Annotated in this window: 24 protein-coding genes and 1 pseudogene; 8 read left to right on the top strand and 17 right to left on the bottom strand. The window is 72.5% G+C overall.

The annotated features are described in order from the left end of the window. Window positions 1-47 precede the first annotated feature (47 nt). From OG435_RS09260 to OG435_RS09275, 4 genes are all read right to left on the bottom strand, one after another. Entirely contained in the window at window positions 48-836 is a 789-nt protein-coding gene (locus tag OG435_RS09260) for a spermidine synthase (protein ID WP_266881583.1), read from the bottom strand. 67 nt (window positions 837-903) lie between these two features. Then, on the bottom strand, window positions 904-1,782 hold the full coding sequence (locus tag OG435_RS09265; protein ID WP_266876347.1) for a patatin-like phospholipase family protein: 879 nt from the start codon (window positions 1,780-1,782) through the stop codon (window positions 904-906). Window positions 1,783-1,877: 95 nt separating this feature from the next. Then, window positions 1,878-3,059, bottom strand: a complete 1,182-nt coding sequence (gene tuf / locus OG435_RS09270) for an elongation factor Tu (RefSeq protein WP_266876348.1) — start codon at window positions 3,057-3,059, stop codon at window positions 1,878-1,880. Window positions 3,060-3,393: 334 nt separating this feature from the next. Further along, window positions 3,394-4,062 carry a DNA alkylation repair protein gene (locus OG435_RS09275; protein ID WP_430625745.1) on the bottom strand — a complete coding sequence of 223 codons (669 nt, stop codon included), beginning with the start codon at window positions 4,060-4,062 and terminating at the stop codon, window positions 3,394-3,396. A 115-nt stretch (window positions 4,063-4,177) separates the two neighbouring features. On the opposite strand from OG435_RS09275, the gene OG435_RS09280 reads away from it, so the two are divergent. From OG435_RS09280 to lnt, 5 genes and pseudogenes are all read left to right on the top strand, one after another. After that, window positions 4,178-4,915, top strand: coding sequence for a TVP38/TMEM64 family protein (locus OG435_RS09280; RefSeq protein WP_266876350.1), 738 nt, complete (start codon window positions 4,178-4,180; stop codon window positions 4,913-4,915). Window positions 4,916-4,963: 48 nt separating this feature from the next. After that, window positions 4,964-5,842 (top strand): undecaprenyl-diphosphate phosphatase, encoded by an 879-nt coding sequence (locus OG435_RS09285; RefSeq protein WP_266876351.1) that lies wholly within the window; start codon window positions 4,964-4,966, stop codon window positions 5,840-5,842. Window positions 5,843-5,956: 114 nt separating this feature from the next. Then, on the top strand, window positions 5,957-6,133 hold the full coding sequence (locus OG435_RS09290) for a hypothetical protein (RefSeq protein ID WP_266876352.1): 177 nt from the start codon (window positions 5,957-5,959) through the stop codon (window positions 6,131-6,133). 69 nt (window positions 6,134-6,202) lie between these two features. Further along, window positions 6,203-6,682, top strand: a complete 480-nt coding sequence (locus tag OG435_RS09295) for a nuclear transport factor 2 family protein (RefSeq protein ID WP_266876353.1) — start codon at window positions 6,203-6,205, stop codon at window positions 6,680-6,682. 81 nt (window positions 6,683-6,763) lie between these two features. After that, window positions 6,764-8,377 (top strand): annotated as a pseudogene (lnt, locus tag OG435_RS09300) (apolipoprotein N-acyltransferase). Here lnt and OG435_RS09305 read toward each other — a convergent pair. After that, window positions 8,301-9,206, bottom strand: a complete 906-nt coding sequence (locus OG435_RS09305) for a Gfo/Idh/MocA family protein (RefSeq protein WP_266881584.1) — start codon at window positions 9,204-9,206, stop codon at window positions 8,301-8,303. The pseudogene lnt and the gene OG435_RS09305 sit on opposite strands and share 77 nt — an antisense overlap. An 82-nt stretch (window positions 9,207-9,288) precedes the next feature. Between OG435_RS09305 and OG435_RS09310 the strand changes: the two genes are divergently transcribed. After that, window positions 9,289-9,813, top strand: coding sequence for a DinB family protein (locus tag OG435_RS09310; protein WP_266876354.1), 525 nt, complete (start codon window positions 9,289-9,291; stop codon window positions 9,811-9,813). A gap of 72 nt (window positions 9,814-9,885) precedes the next feature. Then, the gene (locus OG435_RS09315; RefSeq protein ID WP_266876355.1) at window positions 9,886-10,473 is read left to right on the top strand and encodes a hypothetical protein; all 588 of its coding nucleotides are present in this window, start codon (window positions 9,886-9,888) and stop codon (window positions 10,471-10,473) included. Between the two features lie 44 nt (window positions 10,474-10,517). On the opposite strand, the gene OG435_RS09320 is transcribed toward OG435_RS09315, so the two are convergent. From OG435_RS09320 to OG435_RS09370, 11 genes are all read right to left on the bottom strand, one after another. Continuing rightward, on the bottom strand, window positions 10,518-11,018 hold the full coding sequence (locus OG435_RS09320; RefSeq protein ID WP_266876356.1) for a hypothetical protein: 501 nt from the start codon (window positions 11,016-11,018) through the stop codon (window positions 10,518-10,520). A gap of 96 nt (window positions 11,019-11,114) precedes the next feature. Further along, window positions 11,115-11,822, bottom strand: a complete 708-nt coding sequence (locus OG435_RS09325) for a uracil-DNA glycosylase (protein ID WP_266881585.1) — start codon at window positions 11,820-11,822, stop codon at window positions 11,115-11,117. Window positions 11,823-11,952: 130 nt separating this feature from the next. After that, window positions 11,953-13,536, bottom strand: coding sequence for an ABC transporter substrate-binding protein (locus OG435_RS09330; protein WP_266876357.1), 1,584 nt, complete (start codon window positions 13,534-13,536; stop codon window positions 11,953-11,955). 152 nt (window positions 13,537-13,688) lie between these two features. Further along, the gene (locus OG435_RS09335) at window positions 13,689-14,450 is read right to left on the bottom strand and encodes an SDR family oxidoreductase (RefSeq protein ID WP_266876358.1); all 762 of its coding nucleotides are present in this window, start codon (window positions 14,448-14,450) and stop codon (window positions 13,689-13,691) included. Window positions 14,451-14,469: 19 nt separating this feature from the next. Further along, complete coding sequence (gene fabG, locus OG435_RS09340) at window positions 14,470-15,231, bottom strand: 3-oxoacyl-ACP reductase FabG (protein WP_266876359.1); 762 nt, start codon at window positions 15,229-15,231, stop codon at window positions 14,470-14,472. 119 nt (window positions 15,232-15,350) lie between these two features. Then, the gene (locus OG435_RS09345) at window positions 15,351-15,734 is read right to left on the bottom strand and encodes a DUF3037 domain-containing protein (RefSeq protein ID WP_266876360.1); all 384 of its coding nucleotides are present in this window, start codon (window positions 15,732-15,734) and stop codon (window positions 15,351-15,353) included. Continuing rightward, entirely contained in the window at window positions 15,731-16,570 is an 840-nt protein-coding gene (locus tag OG435_RS09350) for a HipA family kinase (protein WP_266876361.1), read from the bottom strand. The genes OG435_RS09345 and OG435_RS09350 overlap by 4 nt, the downstream gene beginning before the upstream one ends. A 9-nt stretch (window positions 16,571-16,579) precedes the next feature. Beyond that, on the bottom strand, window positions 16,580-18,742 hold the full coding sequence (locus tag OG435_RS09355; protein ID WP_266881586.1) for an MMPL family transporter: 2,163 nt from the start codon (window positions 18,740-18,742) through the stop codon (window positions 16,580-16,582). A 274-nt stretch (window positions 18,743-19,016) separates the two neighbouring features. Then, window positions 19,017-19,604 carry a hypothetical protein gene (locus tag OG435_RS09360; protein ID WP_266876362.1) on the bottom strand — a complete coding sequence of 196 codons (588 nt, stop codon included), beginning with the start codon at window positions 19,602-19,604 and terminating at the stop codon, window positions 19,017-19,019. 88 nt (window positions 19,605-19,692) lie between these two features. Next, complete coding sequence (locus OG435_RS09365; RefSeq protein ID WP_266876363.1) at window positions 19,693-20,016, bottom strand: PadR family transcriptional regulator; 324 nt, start codon at window positions 20,014-20,016, stop codon at window positions 19,693-19,695. A 68-nt stretch (window positions 20,017-20,084) separates the two neighbouring features. Then, a complete protein-coding gene (locus OG435_RS09370) occupies window positions 20,085-20,699 on the bottom strand; it encodes a cysteine hydrolase (protein WP_266876364.1) in 615 nt (204 codons plus the stop codon). Window positions 20,700-20,775: 76 nt separating this feature from the next. On the opposite strand from OG435_RS09370, the gene OG435_RS09375 reads away from it, so the two are divergent. Next, window positions 20,776-21,255: a pyridoxamine 5'-phosphate oxidase family protein gene (locus OG435_RS09375; RefSeq protein WP_266876365.1), complete on the top strand. Its 480-nt coding sequence runs from the start codon at window positions 20,776-20,778 to the stop codon at window positions 21,253-21,255. A 49-nt stretch (window positions 21,256-21,304) separates the two neighbouring features. On the opposite strand, the gene OG435_RS09380 is transcribed toward OG435_RS09375, so the two are convergent. After that, complete coding sequence (locus OG435_RS09380; RefSeq protein ID WP_266876366.1) at window positions 21,305-22,270, bottom strand: LysR family transcriptional regulator; 966 nt, start codon at window positions 22,268-22,270, stop codon at window positions 21,305-21,307. Window positions 22,271-22,281: the final 11 nt, after the last annotated feature.

Consider the following 22,281-nt stretch of genomic DNA (forward strand, 5'->3'; position numbering starts at 1 on the left):
AGGAAGGGCGGGTAGGGGACTTCGCCCCGCGCAGCGGCGGCACACCCTCAGCCGAGGCTGAACGCCCCCTCCGGCGGCTCGGGCGAAGCCACCGCATCCGCGTCCGCCACCGGCAGGGCCCCCCGCATCAGCCGAGCGAGCGCCGCCCCCACCTCCACCCGCGCCGGGAACGCGTCCCCCGCGCACACCCGCGAAAGCTCCGCCACCGGCAGCTCCCGCCGCGAGGCCAGCAGCACCGCGTTCCCGAACCGCCGCCCCCGCAGCACCCCCGGCTCCGCGATCAGCGCCAACTCCCCGAAGGCCGATCCGAAGTTCGCGAGCTGCCCGCGCAGAAAGCCGAACGGCGCCCCGTCGGCGAGGTTCGCCACGTACACCCCGCCGGGCCTCAGCACCCGCGCCACCTCCCGCGCGTACTCCACCGAGGCCAGCGAAGCCGGCACCCGTGAGCCGCCGAAGACATCGCCCACCACCACGTCCGCGCTCGCGTCCGGCGCCGCGGCCAGCCAGGCCCGTGCGTCGGCGACGTGCACGGTGATCCCGCTCCCGGCCACCGGCAGGAACTCGCCGACCAGCGCGACGAGCCCGGCGTCGAACTCGACCACGTCCTGCCGTGACCCCGGCCGGCCCGCGGCCGCGTACCGCGGCAGGGTCAGCGCGCCACCGCCCAGGTGCAGCAGGTCCAGCGCGGCCCCCGGCTCGCCCACGCAGTCCAGGACGTGCGCGAGGCGGCGTACGTACTCGAACTCCAGGTGCTCCGGGTCGTCGAGGTCCACATACGACTGCGGCGCCCCGTCCACGGTGAGCAGCCAGGCCCGCTCCCGGTCGATGTCCGGCATCAGTTTGGCGGTGCCCTGCGCCACGTCCCGGATCACCGGGATCTGTTCGTCACTCACCGCACCATTGTCAGGCCCCCGGAGCCGCCCACACCTCGCGCGCCCGCTCCACGTGCTCCGCGGCCTGCTCCAGCCCCGCCCGCGCGGCGGGGTCGCGGCGCGCGGGGTCCAGTACGTTGCGTCCGAAGACCTTACGGGCCCGCGGCGACGGGGTGATCAGCAGCACCTTCGCCCCGGCCTCCCGCAGCCGGGCGGCCTGCGCCGCGGGCGAGGGGATCAGCCCGGCGCCCGTGGCCATCGGCGCGAGGATCACCACGCGCCCGTAGCCAGAGGCGAGATCGGCGTTGGCGCCGGAGCGGATCCCGCCGTCGATGAACCGCCGGCCCGCGACCGTCACGGGCGGCCACACCCCGGGGACGGCGCAGCTCGCCGAGACCGCGTCGAGCAGCCCGGCCTCGCTGCCGCGCTCGAAGGCGGCGAGCTCGCCGGTCAGGGCGTCCACCGCGGTGACGACGAGGCGCCGCTCGGGCCAGTCGCGCGACACCAGCCGGGCTTCGAGCACCTTGCGGCGCTCCTCCTCCGGCCCCGTGTCGGCGGCGAGCGCGAAGGCGCCGATCCGGCGCCGGTAGGACTTCGCGTCGCGGGAGCGCACCATCGCGACGGCGTACCGCCCGATCAGGGAGGCCCCCAGTTTCGCGGGGAGTTCCCCGCCGGGGTCGCCGAGCTGGCGCTCGTACAGCTCCTGCGGGGTGAGCAGCCCGGAGGTGAGCTGCGCGCCGACGACCGAGCCGGCCGAGGTCCCGACGACCAGGTCGGCGCCGGTCAGGTCGACGCCCGCGCGGGCGAGCCCGTAGAGCATCCCGGCCTCCCAGCCGACGCCGGTCAGCCCGCCGCCGCCGAGCACCAGAGCCGTGCCCTTGCCCTGTCCGTTGCTGCTGCCGTCTTCCACGAACCGCTCCCTCCCCGCATGCCGGTGGTGACGGCAGTCTGGCGCAAGCCGACCACCGCCACCACAGCGGGTACCGCCCGCCCGCTACCGGGCCGCTATCCGACCTCGGTCACCGTCCCGGCCCCGACGGTGCGCCCGCCCTCGCGGATCGCGAAGCCGAGCCCGCTCTCCAGCGGGACGTCCCGGCCGAGCTCCACGGTCATGGTGACCGTGTCCCCCGGCCGGGCCGCGCCCGCCTCGCCCAGGTCCACGTCGCCCACCACGTCGGCGGTGCGCAGGTAGAACTGCGGCCGGTAGCCGGTCGCCACCGGCGTGGTGCGACCGCCCTCGCGGGCGGACAGCAGGTACACCCGCGCCGTGAAGCGGCGCCCCGGCACGACGCTGCCGGGCGCGGCCACCACGTCCCCGCGGCGCACCGCGTCGCGGGGCACCCCGCGCAGCAGCAGCGCGACGTTGTCCCCGGCCTCGGCGGACTCCATCGGCTTCCCGAAGGTCTCCAGCCCGGTGACCACGGACTCCACGGCCGCGCCGGCACCGGCGCCGAGCAGCGCGACGCGGTCCCCCATGGCCACGGTGCCCCGCTCGACGGCGCCGGTGACGACGGTGCCGCGACCGGTGATGGTGAGGACGTTCTCCACCGGCATCAGGAACGGCGCGTCGGTGTACCGCACGGGCGTGGGCACGTACGTGTCCACGGCGTCGAGCAGGGCCTCGATCGAGGAGGTCCAGCGCGGGTCGCCGTCCAGCGCCCCGAGCCCGGAGACCCGTACGACGGGGGCGCCGTCCCCGCCGTAGCCGTTCGCGGTGAGCAGCTCGCGGACCTCCAGCTCGACCAGGTCGGTCAGCTCGGGGTCCCCGGCGTCGGCCTTGTTCAGAGCGACGACGATGTGGTCGACGCCGACCTGCCGGGCGAGGAGCACGTGCTCGGCGGTCTGCGGCATGACCCCGTCGAGCGCGGAGACGACGAGGATCGCCCCGTCGAGCTGGGCCGCGCCCGTGACCATGTTCTTGATGTAGTCCGCGTGTCCAGGCATGTCCACGTGGGCGTAGTGCCGGGTGTCGGTCTCGTACTCGACGTGCGTGAGGTTGATGGTGATGCCGCGCCGGGCCTCCTCGGGGGCCCGGTCGATCCGGTCGAACGGCACGAAGGAGGCGCCGCCCCGCTCGGCCAGGACCTTGGTGATGGCGGCGGTCAGCGTCGTCTTGCCGTGGTCGACGTGACCCATGGTGCCGATGTTGAGGTGCGGCTTGGTGCGCACGAAGGCCGTCTTGGCCATGTTGTCTTCCCGTGTGGTTCCGAAGCTGGAAATACGGGACCCCTGAGCGAACCGACCCTCCCCCTGTGGGGTCCGCCGGACGATCCGGGAAGGGTCAGCTTCGTGCGCCGCCGAATGCGGGTGCGCCTGCGGCGGGCTGTGCGGGGACGGCAGCCTTCGGCGCGTCCGCGACTGCGGACGGCGCTGCGGGGAAGGTCTGCCTGGACATGTGCCAGATCCTGCCGGAACGGGCGCGGCGGGGCCACTGAATATTCGGCCCCCGCAGGGAAGCTGACCCCGACCGGTCCCGCGGCCGGCCGGAGGCCCGCATAGGGCCTCCGGCCGGCCGGAGGCCCTATGCGCCGCCGATGTGCTTCGACGCCTCGCGTACCGAGAGCGGGGACAGCGTCCCCCGCTCGGCGGCGATGAAGGACCGGACCGCTTCGGGGTCCGTCTTCGCGTACTCGCGCAGGCACCAGCCGATGGCCTTGCGGATGAAGAAGTCGGGGTGGCCGGCCTGGCGCCGGCAGTACGCGAAGAGCCGGTCGGTGTCGGTCGCGGACTTGTACCGGAGCTGGTGGAGCAGGGCGGTGCGCGCCACCCACAGGTTGCCGTCCTCGATCCACTCGTCCATGACGGCGGGGAGCGCCTGGTCGGCCGCCACGAGCGGGCCGACCGTGTGCGCGGCGAGCAGGTCGACGGTGTCCCACCAGGAGTCGGTCACGATCAGGTGCCGGACCACGGGCAGGATGCCCGAGGAGCAGCGGGAGACGTGCCGGCGCAGGTACTCGACGGCGAAGTACCGGTACTCACGCTCCGCGAGCTCCCAGCAGCGCAGCGCGAGGGCCGCGCAGTCCGCTTCGGACGGTTTCGGGGTGTCCTTGATCACGGCCCGGGACAGCTCGCGGCGCAGCGGGGTGGGGATCCCGAGGAAGGGCGAGACGTCCTTCATGTACGCGGCCATGGGCCCGGCCCGCTCCGCGTCGGCCGCGGCGCCGTAGGACTCCGTGAGCCGCGCCACCATCAGCTCGGCGAGGCCGCCGTGCGCGTCCCCGGCTTCGGTCCGGGGCCGCCGGTCGTTCGACTGCATGAGGCCCAGATTACGGCGCTCGGACAGGGGGGTCGGTTAGTCTCCCGGAATGTCCCTCCTCCTCGCGCCGTGGACGCGGCTCTCGCTGCTCGTCGTGCTGCTCCTCGCGGCCGGCGTCTGCGTCGTGCTGTACGAACCCCAGCGCCTGCTCTCGGAGGGCTGGCCCCCGGGGCTCCCGGTGGGCACCGCCGTCCTTCTCTTCGCCGCGGCGTACGGGGTGTGCACGGCCGCCCTGGTGCCGCGCCCCCTGCTGAACCTGGCCGCCGGGGCCCTCTTCGGCTCCCAGTTCGGCCTGCTCGCCGCGGTCGGCGGGTCGGTGGTCGGCGCGGGGATCTCCTTCGGCCTCGGCCGGATGATGGGGCGCGACGCCCTGCGTCCGCTGATCCGCGGCCGCTGGCTGCAGGCGGCCGACGACCAGCTGGCCCGGCACGGCTTCCGCTCGATGCTCGCGATCCGGATCTTCCCGGGTCTGCCCTTCGTCGTGGCCAACTACGCCGCCGCGCTGTCCCGCTGCGGCTGGCTGCCCTTCCTCCTCGCCACCGCGATCGGCGTGGTCCCGAACACCGCCGCGTACGTGATCGCGGGGTCCAGCGCCTCCTCCCCGACCTCTCCCGCGTTCCTCGCCTCGTTCGGCTTCATCGCCCTCTCCGCGGTGGGGGCGACGGTCGTCGCCTGGCGCAAGCGGCACCGGCTGGCGCCCGTGCGCAGGCCCGAGCGGCCCGTGCCGGCGCGGGAACTGACGGCCGTACACCCCCCTGTGGTCACGGCCTCACCCCACGGGCCCTAGCATCGGACCCGAACTGCCCGACGATCACAAGGACGAGCGCACCCCGACATGAACTGGATCGAATCCCTCATCCTCGGTCTCGTCCAAGGACTTACGGAGTTCCTCCCGATCTCCTCCAGCGCCCATCTCCGGCTGACCGCGGCGTTCGCCGGCTGGACGGACCCGGGCGCGGCCTTCACCGCCATCACGCAGATCGGCACCGAGGCCGCCGTACTGATCTACTTCCGCAAGGACATCGCGAAGATCATCTCCACGTGGTTCCGCTCGCTGTACACGAAGGCGCTGCGCTCCGAGCAGGAAGCCAAGATGGGCTGGCTGGTGATCGTCGGCTCGATTCCGATCGGCGTCCTCGGCCTCGCCTTCAAGGACCAGATCGAGGGCCCGTTCCGCGACCTGCGGCTGATCGCCACCACCCTCATCGTGATGGGCATCGTGCTCGGCGTCGCCGACCGGCTGGCCGCGCGCGACGAGGAGGGCGGCCGGCACCGCGCCATCCGCGAGCGCAAGACCCTGAAGGAACTGGGCGTCAAGGACGGCCTCATCTTCGGTCTCTGCCAGGCGATGGCCCTGATCCCGGGCGTGTCCCGGTCCGGTGCCACGCTCTCCGGCGGTCTGCTGCTGGGCTTCACCCGCGAGGCGGCCGCCCGCTACTCCTTCCTCCTCGCGATCCCGGCCGTGCTGGCCTCCGGCCTGTTCGAGATCAAGGACGTGATGGAGGACCCGGGGCACATCGAATGGCCTCAGACGATCTTTGCCACGGTCATCGCCTTCCTCGTCGGCTACGCGGTCATCGCCTGGTTCATGAAGTTCATCTCCAGCAAGAGCTTCATGCCGTTCGTGATCTACCGGGTCCTGCTCGGCATCCTGCTGTTCGTCCTGATCGGCATGGGTGTCCTCAGCCCCCACGCGGGCGAGTCGGCCGGCTAGTACGGGTACCACTCACCGCTTCGCGTGAATCGGAGGCCGTCCGGGAACGTTCCCGGACGGCCTCCGCGTCGTTGTGGAGGGAGAGACCTGAAGACGAACAGCAGGGGGTGTCCCATGGGTCGAGTGGTGTTGGAGCGGTTTCCGGCCGGAAGTCCGAGGGGGAGTTGGCCGGCCGAGGAGTACGCGGCGCAGCGGACGCGCGAGGGCGTGCCCGCGGAGGTGGTGATGGATCTGGCGAGCGACGCCTACCTCGTGGTGGTCCGTCCCCGGGAGGCGCGTTCCGGTCACTGATCCGCCGCCGGGGCATCCGGGCCGCGCACGCCCCTTGGCCTCCGCGCCCCGCGCGCGCACACTGACCCGATGACGCAGCGTGTGGACCTTGCGGGCGTGATGGACCGACTGGCGATCGACGAGCTGGTCACGGGGTACGCCATCGCCGTGGACGACGGCGACTGGGACGCCTACCGCGCCCTGTTCGCCCCGGGCGGGCGGGCCGACTACGCCTCGGCCGGCGGGATCGAGGGCCCGGCCGGGGAGGTGGCGGACTGGCTGTCGGAGACGATGAAGCTGTTCCCGGTGCGCCAGCACCTCATCGTGAACCGGCTGATCCGGATCGCGGACCTGGGCGGCTCCCCCGGTGACACGGCGGAGGTCCGGGCCGACTTCCTCAATCCCATGCGGCTGGCCGGGGAGGAGCCCGACGACGGTACTCTCCCGGTGACCGCGCCCAACTTCGTCGCGGCGGGCCGCTACACCTTCGCCGTCGTCCGGACCGCGCGGTCCGGCTGGCGGCTCTCACGGGTCACCGTCCACGAGAAGTGGCGGCACATGTCGTTCTGACGGCGCGGCGATGCGGCGGCGCCGCTATACAGCGGTTCGGCGGGCGGGGCTGTTCCACCCGGGAAGCGGAGGCCCAACACCATGCTGACGGTCTCGACGGGCTCTTCGGTCCCGCGGCGGGTCCTGTGGTGGCGTGCGGTGGCGGCCGTCACGGCGGGGGCCCTGCCCTGCCTCGCCTTCCCCGCCCCCGCGCTGTGGTGGTTCGCCTACGTCGCCCTCGTGCCCTGGATCCTGCTGCTGAGGTCGGCCCCCACCGGCCGGCGCGCGGCCCTGGAGGGCTGGCTGGGCGGCGCCGGCTTCGTCTTCGCCGTGCACCACTGGCTGCTGCCCAGCCTGCACGTGTTCCTGTTCGCCCTGGCGGCGCTGCTGGGCCTGCTCTGGATCCCCTGGGCCCTGCTGGTACGGGAGTTGCTCGGCGGACGGCCCGGGGGGCGCCGGGCGGGCGCCGCGCTGGTCCTCGTACCGGCGGGCTGGCTGCTGTCGGAGCTGGCCCGGTCCTGGAACGGGCTGGGCGGGCCGTGGGGGCTGCTCGGCGCCAGTCAGTGGCAGGTGGCCCCCGCGCTGCGGCTGGCATCGGTGGGCGGAGTCTGGCTGGTCGGCCTGCTGGTCGTGGCGGTGAACTGCGCCCTGGCGCTGCTGATCACGGCCCCGAGGGCGGCCCGGGTGGCGGCGCTGGCCGGGGTGACGGGCTGCGCGGTGCTGACGGGGGTGGTGTGGCTGTGGGCGCCCCGTCCGGAGGTCTCGGGCATCCTCCGCGTGGCCGTCGTACAGCCGGGCACGGTCGCGGACGGCCCGGACAGCGCGGAGCGGCGGTTCGCCGCCGGTGAGCAGCTGACCGCGCCCCTGGCCGGGCAGCGCCCCGACCTCGTGGTGTGGGGCGAGAGCAGTGTCGGCGAGGACCTGACGGCCCGCCCGGACCTGGCCCGGCGGCTCGCCGACCTGTCGGCGCGGGTGGGGGCTCCGCTGCTGGTCAACGTGGACGCGCGGGCCGCCGACCGGCCGGGGATCCGCAAATCGGCGGTGCTCCTCGGTCCCGGGGGCCCGACCGGTGACCGGTACGACAAGATGCGCCTGGTTCCCTTCGGGGAGTACGTGCCGGCCCGCGAACTGCTGGGCTGGGCCACCTCGGTCGGCAAGGCGGCCGACGAGAACCGCGTCCCGGGCGACGCACAGGTCCTCATGGACCTGCCCGGCCGGGCGGACGTCCGCCTCGGCCCGCTGGTCTGCTTCGAATCGGCGTTCCCCGACATGAGCCGGCGCCTCGTCCGCGACGGAGCCTCCGTGCTGATCGACCAGTCGGCCACGTCCAGCTTCCAGGACGGCTGGGCCCCGGCCCAGCACGCCTCGCTGTCCGCGCTGCGGGCGGCGGAGACCGGCCGGCCCGAGGTGCACGCCACCCTGACCGGGATCAGCGCGGTGCACGGCCCCTCCGGCGAGCGGATCGGGTCCGCGCTGTCGACCTCGGCCCGGACGGCTCGGGTCTACGAGGTCCCGCTCGCCCGGGGCACGACCCTCTACGTCCGCTTCGGGGACTGGGCGGTGGGCGCCGCGCTGGCCGCCCTGGCCGCCCTGGCCGCGTACTGCGCGGTCTCGGGCGCCCGCTCCGTACGGGGGTAGCTCAGGACGCCTGCTCCAGCGCCGAGCGCACCACGCGCTCGCACAGTTCGTGGGTCAGCAGGGCGTCGCGCGCGCTGAGGGTCGTCCCCGTGGCGACGGCCTCCAGGAAGGAGTCGACGACCTGCTCGATGCCGCGCTGGCGGGCCACCGACACCCAGTCCCCGCGCCGCCGGACCGTGGGCTGACCCTTGTGGTCGATGACCTCCGCGAGGTTGACGACCTGGCGCTTGGTGTCCTGCCCGGAGACCTCCAGCACCTCCTCCGTGGAACCGGAGAGGCGGTTCATGATGCCGAGCGCGGTGAAGCCCGTACCGGACAGCTGGAGCACGACCTGGCTCATCAGGCCGTCCCGCACCACGGCCCGTACGTCGACCTGGTCGGCCTCGCCGGGCAGCAGGAAGCGCAGCGTGTCGACGACGTGGATGAAGTCGTCCAGGACGAAGGTCCGTACGTCCTCGGGCAGGCCGACCCGGTTCTTCTGCATGACGATGAGGTCGCGCGCGTGGTCGGCGCACTGTGCGTAGCCGGGCGCGTGGCGGCGGTTGAAGCCGACGGCGAGGGAAACCCCGCGTTCCTCGGCCAGTTCGACCAGGCGGCGCGATTGCGCGAGCTCGTAGGCGATCGGCTTGTCGACGTACGTCGGCACGCCCGCCTCGAGCAGCCGTTCCACGATCTCGGGGTGCACGGCGGTCGGGGCGTGCACGAAGGCCGCGTCGAGCTTCTGGGCGAGCAGCGAGTCGAGGTCGGTGTGCAGGCGTTCGGCCGGGACGCGGTGCTGGGCGCCGACCCGCTCGAGGGTGGCCGGGGTCCTGGTCTGCAGGTGCAGTTCGAGCCCCGGGCGGGTGGTCAGGACGGGCAGGTACGCCTTCTGCGCGATGTCGCCGAGTCCGATACAGCCGACCTTCACCGGGACCTCCAGGTTCGTTCCTTGTGGGAGTACGCAGCCTAATCGTTGATGGCCACGGCCGTGTTCGACCAGGATGGGGGCCATGACCACCAGCGACGGATCCCACCGCCCCGAACCCTCCACCACGGCCGACGAGCGGGAGATGCTCGACGGCTGGCTCGACTACCACCGCTCCACCCTGGCCTGGAAGTGCGAGGGCCTGTCCGACGCGCAGCTGCGCACCACCCCGCTGCCGCCGTCCGCACTGAGCCTGCTGGGGCTGGTGCGCCACATGGCGGAGGTGGAACGGTACTGGTTCCGGGAGGTCATGCTGGCCGAGGACCTGCCCGAGCTGTACTGCACCGGCGAAAACCCGGACGGGGACTTCCAGTTCACCGACCGGGACACCTGGGCCGAATCCGAGCGGGTCTGGCGGACCGAGATCGAACTGGCCCGGCAGGCCGCGGCCGGCCGCTCCCTGGAGCTGGTCTCCAAGCCCGAAAGCCACCGCCGGGGCGAGGTGTTCAGCCTGCGCTGGGTCTACACCCACATGATCGAGGAGTACGCGCGCCACAACGGCCACGCCGACCTGCTGCGCGAGCACCTCGACGGCGCCACGGGCGAGTAGCCGTCACCCGTGCGGGGTGAATATCGGCTCCGGGTTTTCCGCGCGGGGTCCTCGCACAGCAGAGTGGTGTGAGTGCATCCAACCCGAACCACGACAAAGCTGCTGCTCGGCGTCGCCTGCGCGGTCTCGGCCGTCTCCGGCTGCGTGAACGTGACCCCGGCCCCCGTGCAGCCGGCGACCGCCCCCGGCACCCCGGGGGCGCCGCCCCGGCACGAGCCCCTCGGCGGGGAGGCGGCCGCCCCGGTGGTCGTCCGGGCACCCGCCCTGGAGGCGCTGGAGGCCGTGGAGGCCGCGCCGGGACGGCCGGCCGGCCCGGCCCCCTCCACGTCCGGCCGGGCCGCCGTCCCGCGGGCCGCGATCCCGGACGCGGAGGCGGCCGGCAAGGGCCGGCGAGGGGACCGCGGAGCCCCGGCGGCCGCCGCCCCGGTCCCTGACATCCCGGAGCCCCGGCAGCCCGGCGTGCACCGGGAGCACGCCGACGGGCGTCCCGGCGGGAAGCACCAGGGGCGGCCGCGCGGCGAGGGCGGCGAGGTGCCCCGCGAACTGGTGCGGGAGCTGCCGGTGCGGCCGGCCGACGTGTGCGCGCTGGGCCGCCGGCACGGGCGCTGGCATCCGGACAGCCCGGAGGCCCGTATCTGCGCGGGCGTCCAGGGCGGCTGACGGCCCGGCTCCGCCCGGCCCCCGTCGGACCCTGTCCGCCCGCACTACTGGTTCTGCTCCGGGAAGGGTCTGCGCCCCTCCTCCGGTTCCGTCGCGAGCCGGAGCTCCAGCCGGGCGATGGCGGCCCGTACGCCGTTCCCGTACCCGTCGTCGGCCAGGGCCCCGGTGGCGGCGCGGGCCCGCGCCAAGTGGATCCGGGCCGCCTCGGGACGCCGTAGCTTCACGTAGTCGGCGGCCAGGCTCAGGTGCAGCGAGGGGTAGAAGACCCGTACGGCCGCCGGCGGACCGGGGCCGTCGGCATCGGCGTGCGCGGCCGTCAGGGCGCGCAGGTCCCAGGCCAGCTCCTCGGCGGGGTCGTCCTGCGCGTCGGCCAGGTAGTGGGCGAGCGTGCAGCGGTGCAGGGAGTCGCCCTCCGTGCCGAGCTCGGACCAGATCTCGCCGAGCCGGTTGCGGGCCTCCTCGCGGTCGCCGGCGTGCAGCAGGATGACCGCTTGGCCGATCCTGGTCATGACGGCGTCCTCGGACGCCTCCTGCTGCTCCGTCAACGCGGCCTCCGGCTCGTTCCCGTCAGACCTGCTCCGGTCCGATCATCAAGACGCTAGCCGCAGGCACCTGCAATGCCGCCTAGGCGCGGTCGGCCGTCAGCCCAGGTCCGGAATCCGCCAGTCGATCGGCGCATGGCCCTGGGCGGCGACGGCCTCGTTGATCTGGGTGAAGGGCCGGGAGCCGAAGAACTTCTTGGCCGACAGCGGGGAGGGGTGGGCGCCCTTGACAACGATGTGCCGCTCCTCGTCGATCAGCGGGAGCTTCTTCTGCGCGTACGCCCCCCAGAGGACGAACACGGCCGGGTCGGGGCGCTCGGCCACCGCGCGGATCACCGCGTCGGTGAACTTCTCCCAGCCCTTGCCCTTGTGCGAGTTGGGCTCCGCCTCGCGGACGGTGAGCACCGCGTTGAGCAGCAGGACGCCCTGCTCGGCCCACGGCATCAGGTAGCCGTTGTCCGGGACGGGGGTGCCCAGCTCGGCCTGCATCTCCTTGTAGATGTTGCGCAGCGAGGGCGGGGTCTTCACGCCGGGCTGCACGGAGAAGCACAGCCCGTGGCCCTGGCCCGCGCCGTGGTAGGGGTCCTGGCCGAGGACCAGGACCTTCACCTGGTCGAACGCGGTGGCCTCCAGGGCCGCGAAGACCTGCTCGCGGGGCGGGTAGACCGGCCCGTTCGCCCGCTCCTTCTCGACGAACTCGGTGAGCTCCTTGAAGTAGGGCTGATCCAGCTCCCCTCCGAGGACGGGGAGCCAGGACTCGGGCAGCATCTGGGTCACGGCGACAAACCTCCGGTACACGTTGTCCATACGCACTCGCGCAACTGCTTCGCGCGACTGCTCCAGAACTTACCGGTGGCCACTGACAACGCGACGCCCGCCCGCCCCGCCCGGGTGGGCGGTGCGGACGGGCGGGGTGGCGAAGCGGCCTACGGGCCTGCTACCAGCTGGTCTTGCGGTACAGCTCCCACACCTGCATGACGGTCTGCGGGTCGAGCGCCCGCTCCGCGCCGGCGATGTCGTCGCGGGCGGCGACGTACAGCTTGCCCTGCCACAGGGGCAGCAGCCGGACGTCGTCGGCGAAGATCTGCTGGGCCTTCTCGAACTCGTGGACTCCGGCCGACCGGTCGCTCTCGCGACGGGACTTGGGCAGGACGACGTCCACGATCTCCTTGGACTCGTACGGGGTGCCGACCGCGTTCTCCTTGCCGACGAACGGCGCGATGAAGTTGTCCGGGTCCGGGAAGTCGGGGAACCAGCCTCGGCCGAAGATCGGGTACTCGCCCTTCTTGTAGCCCTCCTGGAAGGTCTTCCAGGGCTGGCCGCGCAGGGTGATCTTGAAGAGCCCGCTCTCGTCGAGCTGGCGCTTGAGCTCGGTGAACTCGTCCGCCGTGGAGGCGCCGTAGCGGTCGGTGGTGTACCAGAAGGTCAGGGGCACCGGCGTCGCGATCCCGGCGTCCTTGAGGGCCTTCTTGGCCTTGGCCACGTCCGGCTGGCCGTAGGAGTCGTAGAACGGCGTCCTGTGGCCGACGACGCCCTTGGGGACCATCGAGTAGAGCGGCTCGGCGGTGCCCTGGTAGACCTTCGAGACGAGCGCGCCGCGGTCGACGATCTGCGCGATCGCCTGACGCACCGGGACCTTCGCGACCAGCGGGTCCGAGGGGTTGAAGACCAGGTAGCGGATCTCCGAGCCGACGTTCTCGACGACCTGGACGCCCGCGTCGTGCGAGGCGGGGGACTGGAGGTCCTTGACCTCGTCGGCGGAGAGGCCGCGGTAGGTCGCGTCGATCTCCTTGCCCTTGAGGGCCGCGATCATCTTCTTGGAGTCCGCGAAGTAGCGGATGGTGACCCCGCCGTTGCGGCGGTTGGCGAAGCCGTTGTAGCTCTCGTTGCGGTTCAGGACCGCCTCGCCGGCCTCCTTGTACGACTCCAGGGTGTACGGGCCGGAGCCCGTGACCTTGTCGCCCTCGCGCAGCTTGTCGGCCGGGTACTCCTTCGGCGAGACGAGCGACGCGGCCGGGGATCCGAGCACGAAGGGGAAGGTGGCGTCCGGGGTCTTCAGGTGGAAGACCACCGTCTGCGCGTCCGGGGTCTCGATCTTGTCGAGGCTGCCGAACAGGGCCTTGGGGCCGGACGGGGCGTTGATGGTCATGATCCGGTCCAGCGAGTGCTTGACGGCCTTGGCGTCGAGCGGCTCGCCGTCGGAGAACTTCAGGCCCTTGCGCACCGTGCAGCGGTACGACTCGTTGCCGGCGTCGGTGAACTCGCAGCTCTGGGCCGCGTCCGGCTGGGGCTTGGTCGCACCGGTGGGGAACGCCAGCAGGGTCTGGTAGACGTTCCGGTAGAGCTCCCAGGAGCCGTCCCAAGCCGCGGCTGGATCGAGGGTCGTGGGTGCGCTCGTCGTTCCGACGACAATCCGCTGATCTCCATTGCCGCCGTCGTCCGAGAACAGGCCGCATCCGGAGATCAGGGATATGGACGCAAGGGCCGCAGAGATCTGCAGGCATCTGGTCCGGTTGAACACGTGCACGCTCCTCGATCAGCCAGGGGTGCGGCAGACCCTACCGCAGAGCATCACGAATCCAATGGGTAGGTTTCGTGCGGCACTTGACCGATTACGTGCCTATTCGGTACGCATTTGCCTCCTCTTCGGAGGCAAATGCGTCCGATTATCGGTCAATGCACTCCGGCATTGAGGAACATTCCCCCGTCGACGACGAGAGTTTGTCCTGTGATCCATTCCGCTTGTGCAGATGTAAGAAAGGCCGCGGCCCCTCCGATGTCCTCCGGGACCCCGAGCCGGCCCAGCGGATAGGCCGCCGCCGCCTCCTGCTCCCGGCCCTCGTAGAGGGCCTGGGCGAACCTGGTCTTCACGACCGCGGGCGCGATCGCGTTGACCCGGACCCCCGGCGCCATCTCGTGGGCGAGCTGGAGGGTCAGGTTGACCATGGCCGCCTTGCTCATCCCGTACGCCCCGATGAAGGGCGAGGCGGAGACGCCGGCGATCGAGGCGATGTTGACGATCGCGCCGCCGTTCTCCTTCTGCCAGGCGTGCCAGGTCCGCTGGGCGAAGCCGAGCGCCGAGATCACATTGGTCTCGAAGACCTTGCGGGCGACCCCGAGGTCCAGGTCCGCGATCGGCCCGAAGACCGGGTTGGTCCCCGCGTTGTTGATCAGGAAGTCGACCCGGCCGAAGGCCTCCATCGTGCGTTCCACGGCGACGGCCTGATGGGCCTCGTCGTGCGCCTTGCCCGCGACCGAGATCACCCGGTCCGCGCCGAGCCGCTCGACGGCCTCCTTGAGGGACTCCTCGTTCCGTCCGGTGATGCAGATCCTGTCACCGCGGGCCACCAGGGCCTCGGCGATGCCGTAGCCGATGCCCCGGCTCGCCCCGGTGATCAGCGCGACCCTGCCGCTGTCCGTTCCGTCGTACGTCATGACGTGCGCCTGCCTCTCGTCAGCTGAGCGGGCCGCCGGCCACGTACATGACCTGGCCGGAGACGAAGCCGGCGGCCTCGCCGGTGAAGAACGCGATGGCGTTGGCCACGTCGTCCGGGCGCCCGACGCGCTGCACCGGGATCTGGGTGGCGGCCGCGGCCTGGAAGTCCTCGAAGTCCATGCCGACCCGGGCGGCCGTGTGCGCGGTCATCTCGGTGACGATGAACCCGGGGGCGACGGCGTTCGCGGTGATGCCGAACTTGCCGAGCTCGATGGCCAGGGTCTTGGTGAAGCCCTGCAGGCCGGCCTTGGCCGCCGAGTAGTTGGCCTGGCCCCGGTTGCCGAGCGCGGAGCTGCTGGAGAGGCTCACGATCCGGCCGAACTTGGCTGCCACCATGTGCTTCTGACAGGCCTTCGACATCAGGAACGCACCGCGCAGGTGGACGTTCATGACGGTGTCCCAGTCGGTGTCGCTCATCTTGAACAGCAGGTTGTCCCGCAGCACACCCGCATTGTTGACCAGGATGGTCGGGGCGCCGAGCAGGCTCGCCACCCGCTCGACGGCCGCCTCCACCTGCGCGCTGTCGGACACGTCGCAGCCGATCGCGACGGCCGTGCCGCCGGCCGCCGTGATCGTCTCCACGGTGTCCTTGCAGGCCGCCTCGTCCAGGTCGAGGACGGCGACCGCCCGGCCTTCGGCGGCCAGGCGTACGGCGGTGGCCGCGCCGATGCCCCGGGCCGCCCCGGTCACGATCGCGACGCGCTGCTCGGTGGTGGACATGCTGGATCTCCTCGCACTGGGAAAGCGGCCCCTCAGGGGTGAGCAACCGCTTAGTAGCTTCAGCTGAGGAGACGCTAGGAGCCCTGGCACTCCGTGTCAACGGGAGTGGATCCAGCCGCCTACCGGACCAGCAGGTCCAGCAGCCGCTCCACCTCCGCGGCGGGGTCGGCCGTCAGGCCGGTGTGCACCGGGCCCGGCTGCACGACCGTGCTGCGCGGCGCGATCAGCCACCGGAACCGCCGCCCCGCGTCGTCGCCGCTCGCCTGACCGGCCGACTCGCCTCCGGCGCACAGTCCCTCGACCCCGCGCAGGGCGGCCCGGACCCCGGCCACGTCGGCCCGCGGATCCAGCGCGAGGAGCTTGGCCTCGTCCAGAAGGGTGCGCGCGGCGACGTACGAGCGCGCCCGGCAGTAGACGATCACGCCCGCGTTGAAGCACTCGCCGCGCTCCATCCGGGGCACCACGCGCACCAGCGCGTACTCGAACACGTCCCGCTTGATCACTCGCTGTCGCTCTCCATCTTCCGGGGACGGGGGTCGAGGCGGTCGGCGAGCCAGCCGGGCGGACCCGACCGGGGCTTCACCTCGGCCTCCATCGTGATCCTCTCGTGGATCGTGGCCGCGCGCGGCAGCAGGGCTTCCACATAGGCGCGGCGCAGTGCGTCGGTGGAGCCGAAGCCCGGCTCGTCGACCAGCCACTCGTCGGGCACGTCGGCCGCGACCTCGGTGAGCAGTTCCTCGGTGACCAGCGGGGCGAGCGCGGCCGCCGCCGCGGCGATGTCCGGGCCGACCGGGGCCAGTACGTGGTCGGAGGCGTTGTACGGCTTGGCGGAGGCGCTCGCGGCGGTGGGCCAGTTGTGGTGCCAGATCATGGTGGCGCCGTGGTCGATGAGCCAGAGGTCCCCGTGCCAGACCAGCATGTTCGGATTGCGCCAGGACCGGTCGACGTTGTTGATCAGGGCGTCGAACCAGACCACGCGCCCCGCCTCCACCGGGTCCACCTGGTACGCGAGCGGGTCGAAGCCGATCGAACCGGGGAGGTAGTCCATCCCGAGGTTCAGCCCGCCGCTGGCCTTCAGCAGCTCCTGGACCTCCTGGTCGGGCTCGCCGAGTCCGATGACGGGGTCGAGCTGCATCTGCACCAGCCGCGGGACGCGCAGCCCCAGCCGCTGCGCCAGCCGGCCGCAGATGACCTCGGCGACCAGGGTCTTGCGACCCTGGCCGGCTCCGGTGAACTTCATGACGTACGTACCGAGGTCGTCGGCCTCGACGATTCCGGGGAGCGAGCCGCCCTCGCGCAGGGGCGTCACGTAGCGGGTCGCGATCACTTCTGTGAGCATCCCCCCAGGCTAACGGGCGGCCGACGGCTCCCGTCGGGGAGCGGCGGCGGCCCGTCCGGGGGAGATGGCGAGCAGCCGGCCCAAGGCGTTGGGGAACCACCAGTTGGACCGCCCGAGGAGGGTGACCAGCGCCGGGGTGAGCAGACCCCGCACGACGGTGGCGTCGATGATGATGCCCGCCGCCAGCGCGGTGGCGAACACCTTCACGTCGGTGACGGGGACGGAGGCCAGCGCGGTGAAGGCCAGGAAGAGGATGAGCGCCGCGGAGGTGACCAGCCGGCCGGTCCGGCTGATGCCCGTCACGACGGAGGGGACCACCGTCTCGCGCACGCCCCGGGCGGTCAGTTCCAGATGGGTTTCGCGGATGCGGTGGAGGATGAACACCTCGTAGTCCATGGACAGCCCGAAGAGGAACGCGAAGACCGCCATGGGGATCCAGATGGTCACCGCCCCGATCGCCGGGGTGCCGAACAGCGCCTCGCTGCCGTGGCCCTCCTGCCAGACGAGCACGACGACGCCGTACGCCGCACAGGTGGACAGCGCGTTGAGGATCAGGGCCTTCAGGGGAAGGACCACCGAGCGCAGGGTCCGGGCCAGCACGACGAAGGTGAGCAGGGCGACGAAGGCGAGTATGAGCCCGAAGGATCCGTAGACCGCGTCGATGAAGTCGACGTCCTGGGCGGGTCCGCCGCCCACGAGGGCGCCGGGGCGCTCCCCCGCCGCGTCCACGGCCGCCGTCACCGTGTCCCGGCCGGCGCCGCTCGACGGGTCGGCCTCGGTCCACACCTCGACGATGCGCTGTCCGCCGCGCTCCCAGTCCGCCGGGGCCACGGAACCCGCGACGCCGTCGAGAGCGCCGAGCCGGCCCTGCGCCGCGTCACCGGCGCCGGCTTCCACGACGACTTCGAGGGGGCGGGCGATGCCCTCTCCGAAGCCCGCGTCGACGATCCGCTGGAAGGCCGCCGCGGGCCGGCCGCCCTGGGCGAGCGTCACGGTGGCCGGCTGCCCCAGACGCAGGGCGAGTACGGGCGCGGCCAGGGCCAGCAGCAGCGCGCCGCTGATCACGGCGGTGAGTGCGGGACGGCGTGTGGTGACCCCGGCGATGCGGCCCCACATCGTGCTGTCCGGGCTGTGCGCCCGGCGCGGCCGGTCGAGCCGGTCCCCCCACGAGTACAGCAGGACGGGCAGCAGGGTCAGGGCGACCGCGACGCTGACGAGCGGGATCAGCAGACCGGCGTAGCCGACGCTGCGCAGGAAGGGCACGGGGAGCACCACGAGCGCGGCGAGCGAGATCGCCACGGCGGCGCCGCTCAGTGCGACCGCGCGGCCGGCACTGGCCACGGAGCGTACGACGGCCTCGCGGCGGTCATCGGGACCGGGGCCGTCGGCTCCGGGTTTGTGCCGCTCCTCCCGCCAGCGGGTGACGACGAGGAGGGCGTAGTCGATGGCGATGCCCAGGCCGATGAGGGCCACCAGGTACTGCACGATGAACGAGACGTCGGTGACCGCGGTGATGCCGCGCACCAGCAGGAACGTGGTGGGGATGGCGACCGCGGCCATCAGCAGGGGGACGACGGCCAGGCCGCTGGTGAAGACCAGGCCGAGCACGACCAGGGCTCCGAGCGCGCCGATCAGCGTCTCGTGGACCGGGCTGCCCTGGGCTCCGCTGTCGCGTCCGGACAGGACGGGCTGGCCGGTCAGTTCGACCGGGGCGCCCGCGATCCTCGCCTTCTCGACCGTCTGCCTGATTCCCGGGAGCGACTGCGCGTAGGGGGCGTTGGTGCGGTTCGCCGGCGGATAGACCAGCGCGACCGTGGTCCGCCTGTCCGCGGAAATCAGCGAGTCGGCGCCGGAGTTCGCGTAGGACACGCTGCGGCCGCCCTCCGGGGTGACCTCGGCGACCAGCTCGCCCCAGGCCCTGCGCACCTCCTCGCTGTCGGCGCTCGCGCCGTCGGGCACGGTCACGACGAGGAGCAGCGGGGCGTTCTTGCCGCCCGTCTGCGAGAAGCGCTGGGCGAGAGTGTCGTTCGCCACCTGGGCCGGCTTGTCCGGGAGGCGGGACTCGGACGAGAGCTCCTTGATCGTGCTGCTGGACAGCGCACCCCCGACCAGGGTGAACACCGCCCAGACCAGGACCACGGGCAGCCGATGGGCGAGCACCCATCGCGTCATGCGCTCCACGGCACACCTCCTGTAGCGACGCTATTGTGTAGCCGAGCTACACATGAGTGGTCAAGGTAGTGCCCCGGCGCGGCCTGCGCAACGCAAAGCCGGGACCCGACAGGGAAGTTGACCGGGCCGCGGGCTCCGCCCCGGACGCACGAAGAGCCCCTGGAGGGGCGGCATCCATCCGTGGATGCCGCCCCTCCAGGGGCTCTGATCCCGCCGTTGCGCGGGGTGGTGCAGCCTTGCGCCGCGCCCTGACGCTACGGGGCGCCGCGGGGCGTCAGGGGGATCCGGCTCCCCGCATGACCGAGAGGAAACGCTTCAGGGCCAACCCGAAATAGCCGCCCGCCAGGACGGTCATGGCCGCCGCGACGGAGACCATCGGCCAGTCCAGGGATTCGGGATGACTCAGCCCCCGGTTCAGCATCAGCAGGATCAACGCACCCAGCAAGCAGAGCAGTCCGATGAGGGCCGCGAGCGTCCCGGTCGTGACCCCGCGGTCCCGCCGGGCGTCCGCCGCCTCGATGACGCTGCCCTTGCGGAGCCCGGAGACGGCTCCCGCCAGGGAGAGCACGCAGCCGAACGCGACGACGGACAGCCCCAGCAACAGCAACGGCGGATGCCGGTCCTGCCAGGGGCCTGCCGGGCCTCCCAGCATGGCTGAGGCCCAGGTCGCCGCGAGCAGCGGCAGCGCGCAAACGGCGCGCACGGAGAGGCGGTTGGCGCTGAGCCGCAGCGTGGCGTCGTTGTAGGCCCGGGCGACCTCGGTGGGCGTTCCCCACTCCCGTACGGCGCGCCGCGCGGCATCCTCGGCGTCGGCGCAGGCCTCCAGATTGCCCTCGGTCGCACACTCCAGGCCGTCCAGCACCTCGTCGAGGATCTCCGACCGTCTGGAGACGGTCCGACGAGGTGTTCGGCGACGTGCTCGGCGTAGCGCCGCAGTACCGCGGCTTCGCTCACGCCCCGCCCCCGAGCACCACCGAGATGACCGAGGAGACCTCCTGCCAGGCCGTGCGCTTCTCGGCCAGGGCGCGGCGTCCGGCCGTGGTGAGGAAGTAGTTGCGGCGGCGCCGGCCGTTGAAGGTCGACCACTCGCTGCCGACCAGACCCGCGGCCTCCAGCCGGTGCAGGGCCGGATAGACCGTCCCCGTGGGCAGGTTGATCGCGTCACCGCTGCGCCGCTTGAGTTCTTCGATGACGGCATAGCCGTGCTGTTCCCCGGGCTCCAGCACGGCCAGCAACAGGCCTTCCAGGTGCCCCCGCAGGATCTCTGCCTTCATGTCGCCACACTACACATCGGGGGCCGGACGGGGACCGGGCGCTATCGCCCCGTCCGGGCGTACGGAGATCAGCGGGCCGGGGCCCACTGCCCGATGAGGGCTTCGGCCGTGGTGATGGCCGCGACGAGCGAGAGGGAGTTGCGGATCACCTCGGCGGTGCAGGACGCGGGCACCCCGGCGATGGCGTCGGAGGGGACCACGACCTGGTAGCCGAGGTTCACCGCGTCGAAGACGGTGTTCGGGATCGCGATGTTGGAGGAGACCCCGGTGACGACGAGGGTCCGGATGCCGAGATTGCGCAGCAGGGCGTCCAGGTCGGTGCCGGCCATCGGGGAGAGCCCGTGCAGGCGGCGCACCACGAGGTCCTGCTCCGCGACGGTGAGGGGCGGGGCGACCTCCACGGCCCGGCTGCCGGTCAGCTGGCGCACCGGCAGCTTCCCCGCGGCCCGGAACAGCCGCGCGTTGGTGTTGGCCCCGAGCCCGTCCGGGCGCCGCTCGGCCACCGCGTGGAGCACCTGCACCCCGGCCCCGCGCGCGGCCTCGACCAGCGCGGCGACCCGGTCCAGCATGCCGGAGTCCCGCGCCTCCTTCGCCAGCTCGGGGAGGGCGCTCTCCTCGCCGACGACACCGTTCTGGCACTCGACGGTGAGCAGTGCGGTGGTGGCGGGATCGAGATCGGGCATGGCTCCCCCTGGCGTGGCGACGGAAGAGCACGCATGATTCCTGACACACAGTCAGATGTGAAGGGGCGCGGACCACATGGACAGGACACCCGGTCACACGAACAGGGCACAGCGGCGGGGCCGCCGCATCATGATGACCGACGAGGAGACGGACGCCTTCCTGCGTGAGCAGCGCACCTGCCGGGTGGCCACCGTCTCCTCCGACGGGCGTCCCCACGTGGGCGCGCTCTGGTTCGCCTGGGACGGCACCTCCCTGTGGCTGTACTCCATCACCCGCAGCCGCCGCTGGTCCGACCTCCGCAAGGACCCGCGGATCTCGGTGGTCGTGGACGCCGGCGAGGCCTACGACGAACTGCGCGGGGTCGAGCTGTCCGGCACGGCCGTCTTCGTGGGCGAGGCCCCCCGTACGGGCGAGCCGTGCGAGGAACTGGCGGAGCCGGAACGTCTCTTCCCCGTCAAGAACTTCGGCATCACGGAGATGCCGCACGACGGACGGCACGCCTGGATCCGGCTGACACCGGACTCGATCGTGTCCTGGGACTTCCGCAAGATCTAGGTCGTCGCTTCCGGATCCTGCCGGGCCCACAAGATCCGGAAGAGACGGCCTAGGCCGTCCCCTCCGGACCCCGCCCGCCCCGGCCTTCCTCCCCGTCGGCCGCCCGGCCCTCCCCGGCAGCGGCGGCCGCCGCCCCGCGCAAGGCCTCGACGGCGGCCCGGATCGACGGCCGGCGGTCGGCGTCCGCCCGCCAGACGACGTACACGTGCCGCCGGGCGGTGTCGGACACCGGCAGCAGCCGGACCCCCGGCGGTACGGGGCCGCGCCCCAGCCGGGGGGCCACGCACACGCCCAGACCGGCCTCGACGAAGGCCAGTTGCGTGTGGTGCTCCTCCGCGATGTGCGCGATCCGGGGCTCGATCCCGGTTCCGCGCAGGGTGGAGACGAGCCACTCGTGGCAGAACTGCCCCTCGGTCCAGGAGATCCAGTCGTCCTCGCCGACTTCGGCGAGGGAGATCCCGGCGCGGTCGGCCAGCGGATGCCCCGCCGGCACCGCGATGTCGATGGAGTCGTCCAGGAGATGCGCCCGGGTGAGCTCGGCCGGTACGGGCATCCGCTTGTTGTGCCAGTCGATGGCGAGGGCCATGTCGAGGTCGCCCCGCACCACGGCGGCCATGCTCTCCTCCGGCTCCTGCTCCCGCACCCGGGGCCGCAGTTCGGGGTGCTCGGCACGCAACTGCGCCAGGACCTGCGGCAGTAGCCCCCGCATGGCGGTCGGGAAGGCGGCGATCCGCAGCTCGCCGACCGCACACCCGCGCCTGGCCTCCACGTCGGCCTGGGCGAGCTCGACCTGGGAGATGATCCGGGCCGCGTGCTCGGCGAGGAGTCGCCCCGCATCGGTGAGCCGGATCCCGCGCCCGTTCTTGGCCAGGAGCGGCTGGCCGACCTCCCGCTCCAGTTTCGCCATCTGCTGGGACACGGCGGAGGTGGTGACGTGGATCCCGTCGGCGGCGCCGCTGACGGAGCCGTGGCGGGCGAGGGCGTCGAGGGTGCGGAGCCGCTCCAAGTTCAACATGTAAGCGATCC

Source organism: Streptomyces sp. NBC_01264, assembly GCF_026340675.1.
Lineage (GTDB): Bacteria > Actinomycetota > Actinomycetes > Streptomycetales > Streptomycetaceae > Streptomyces.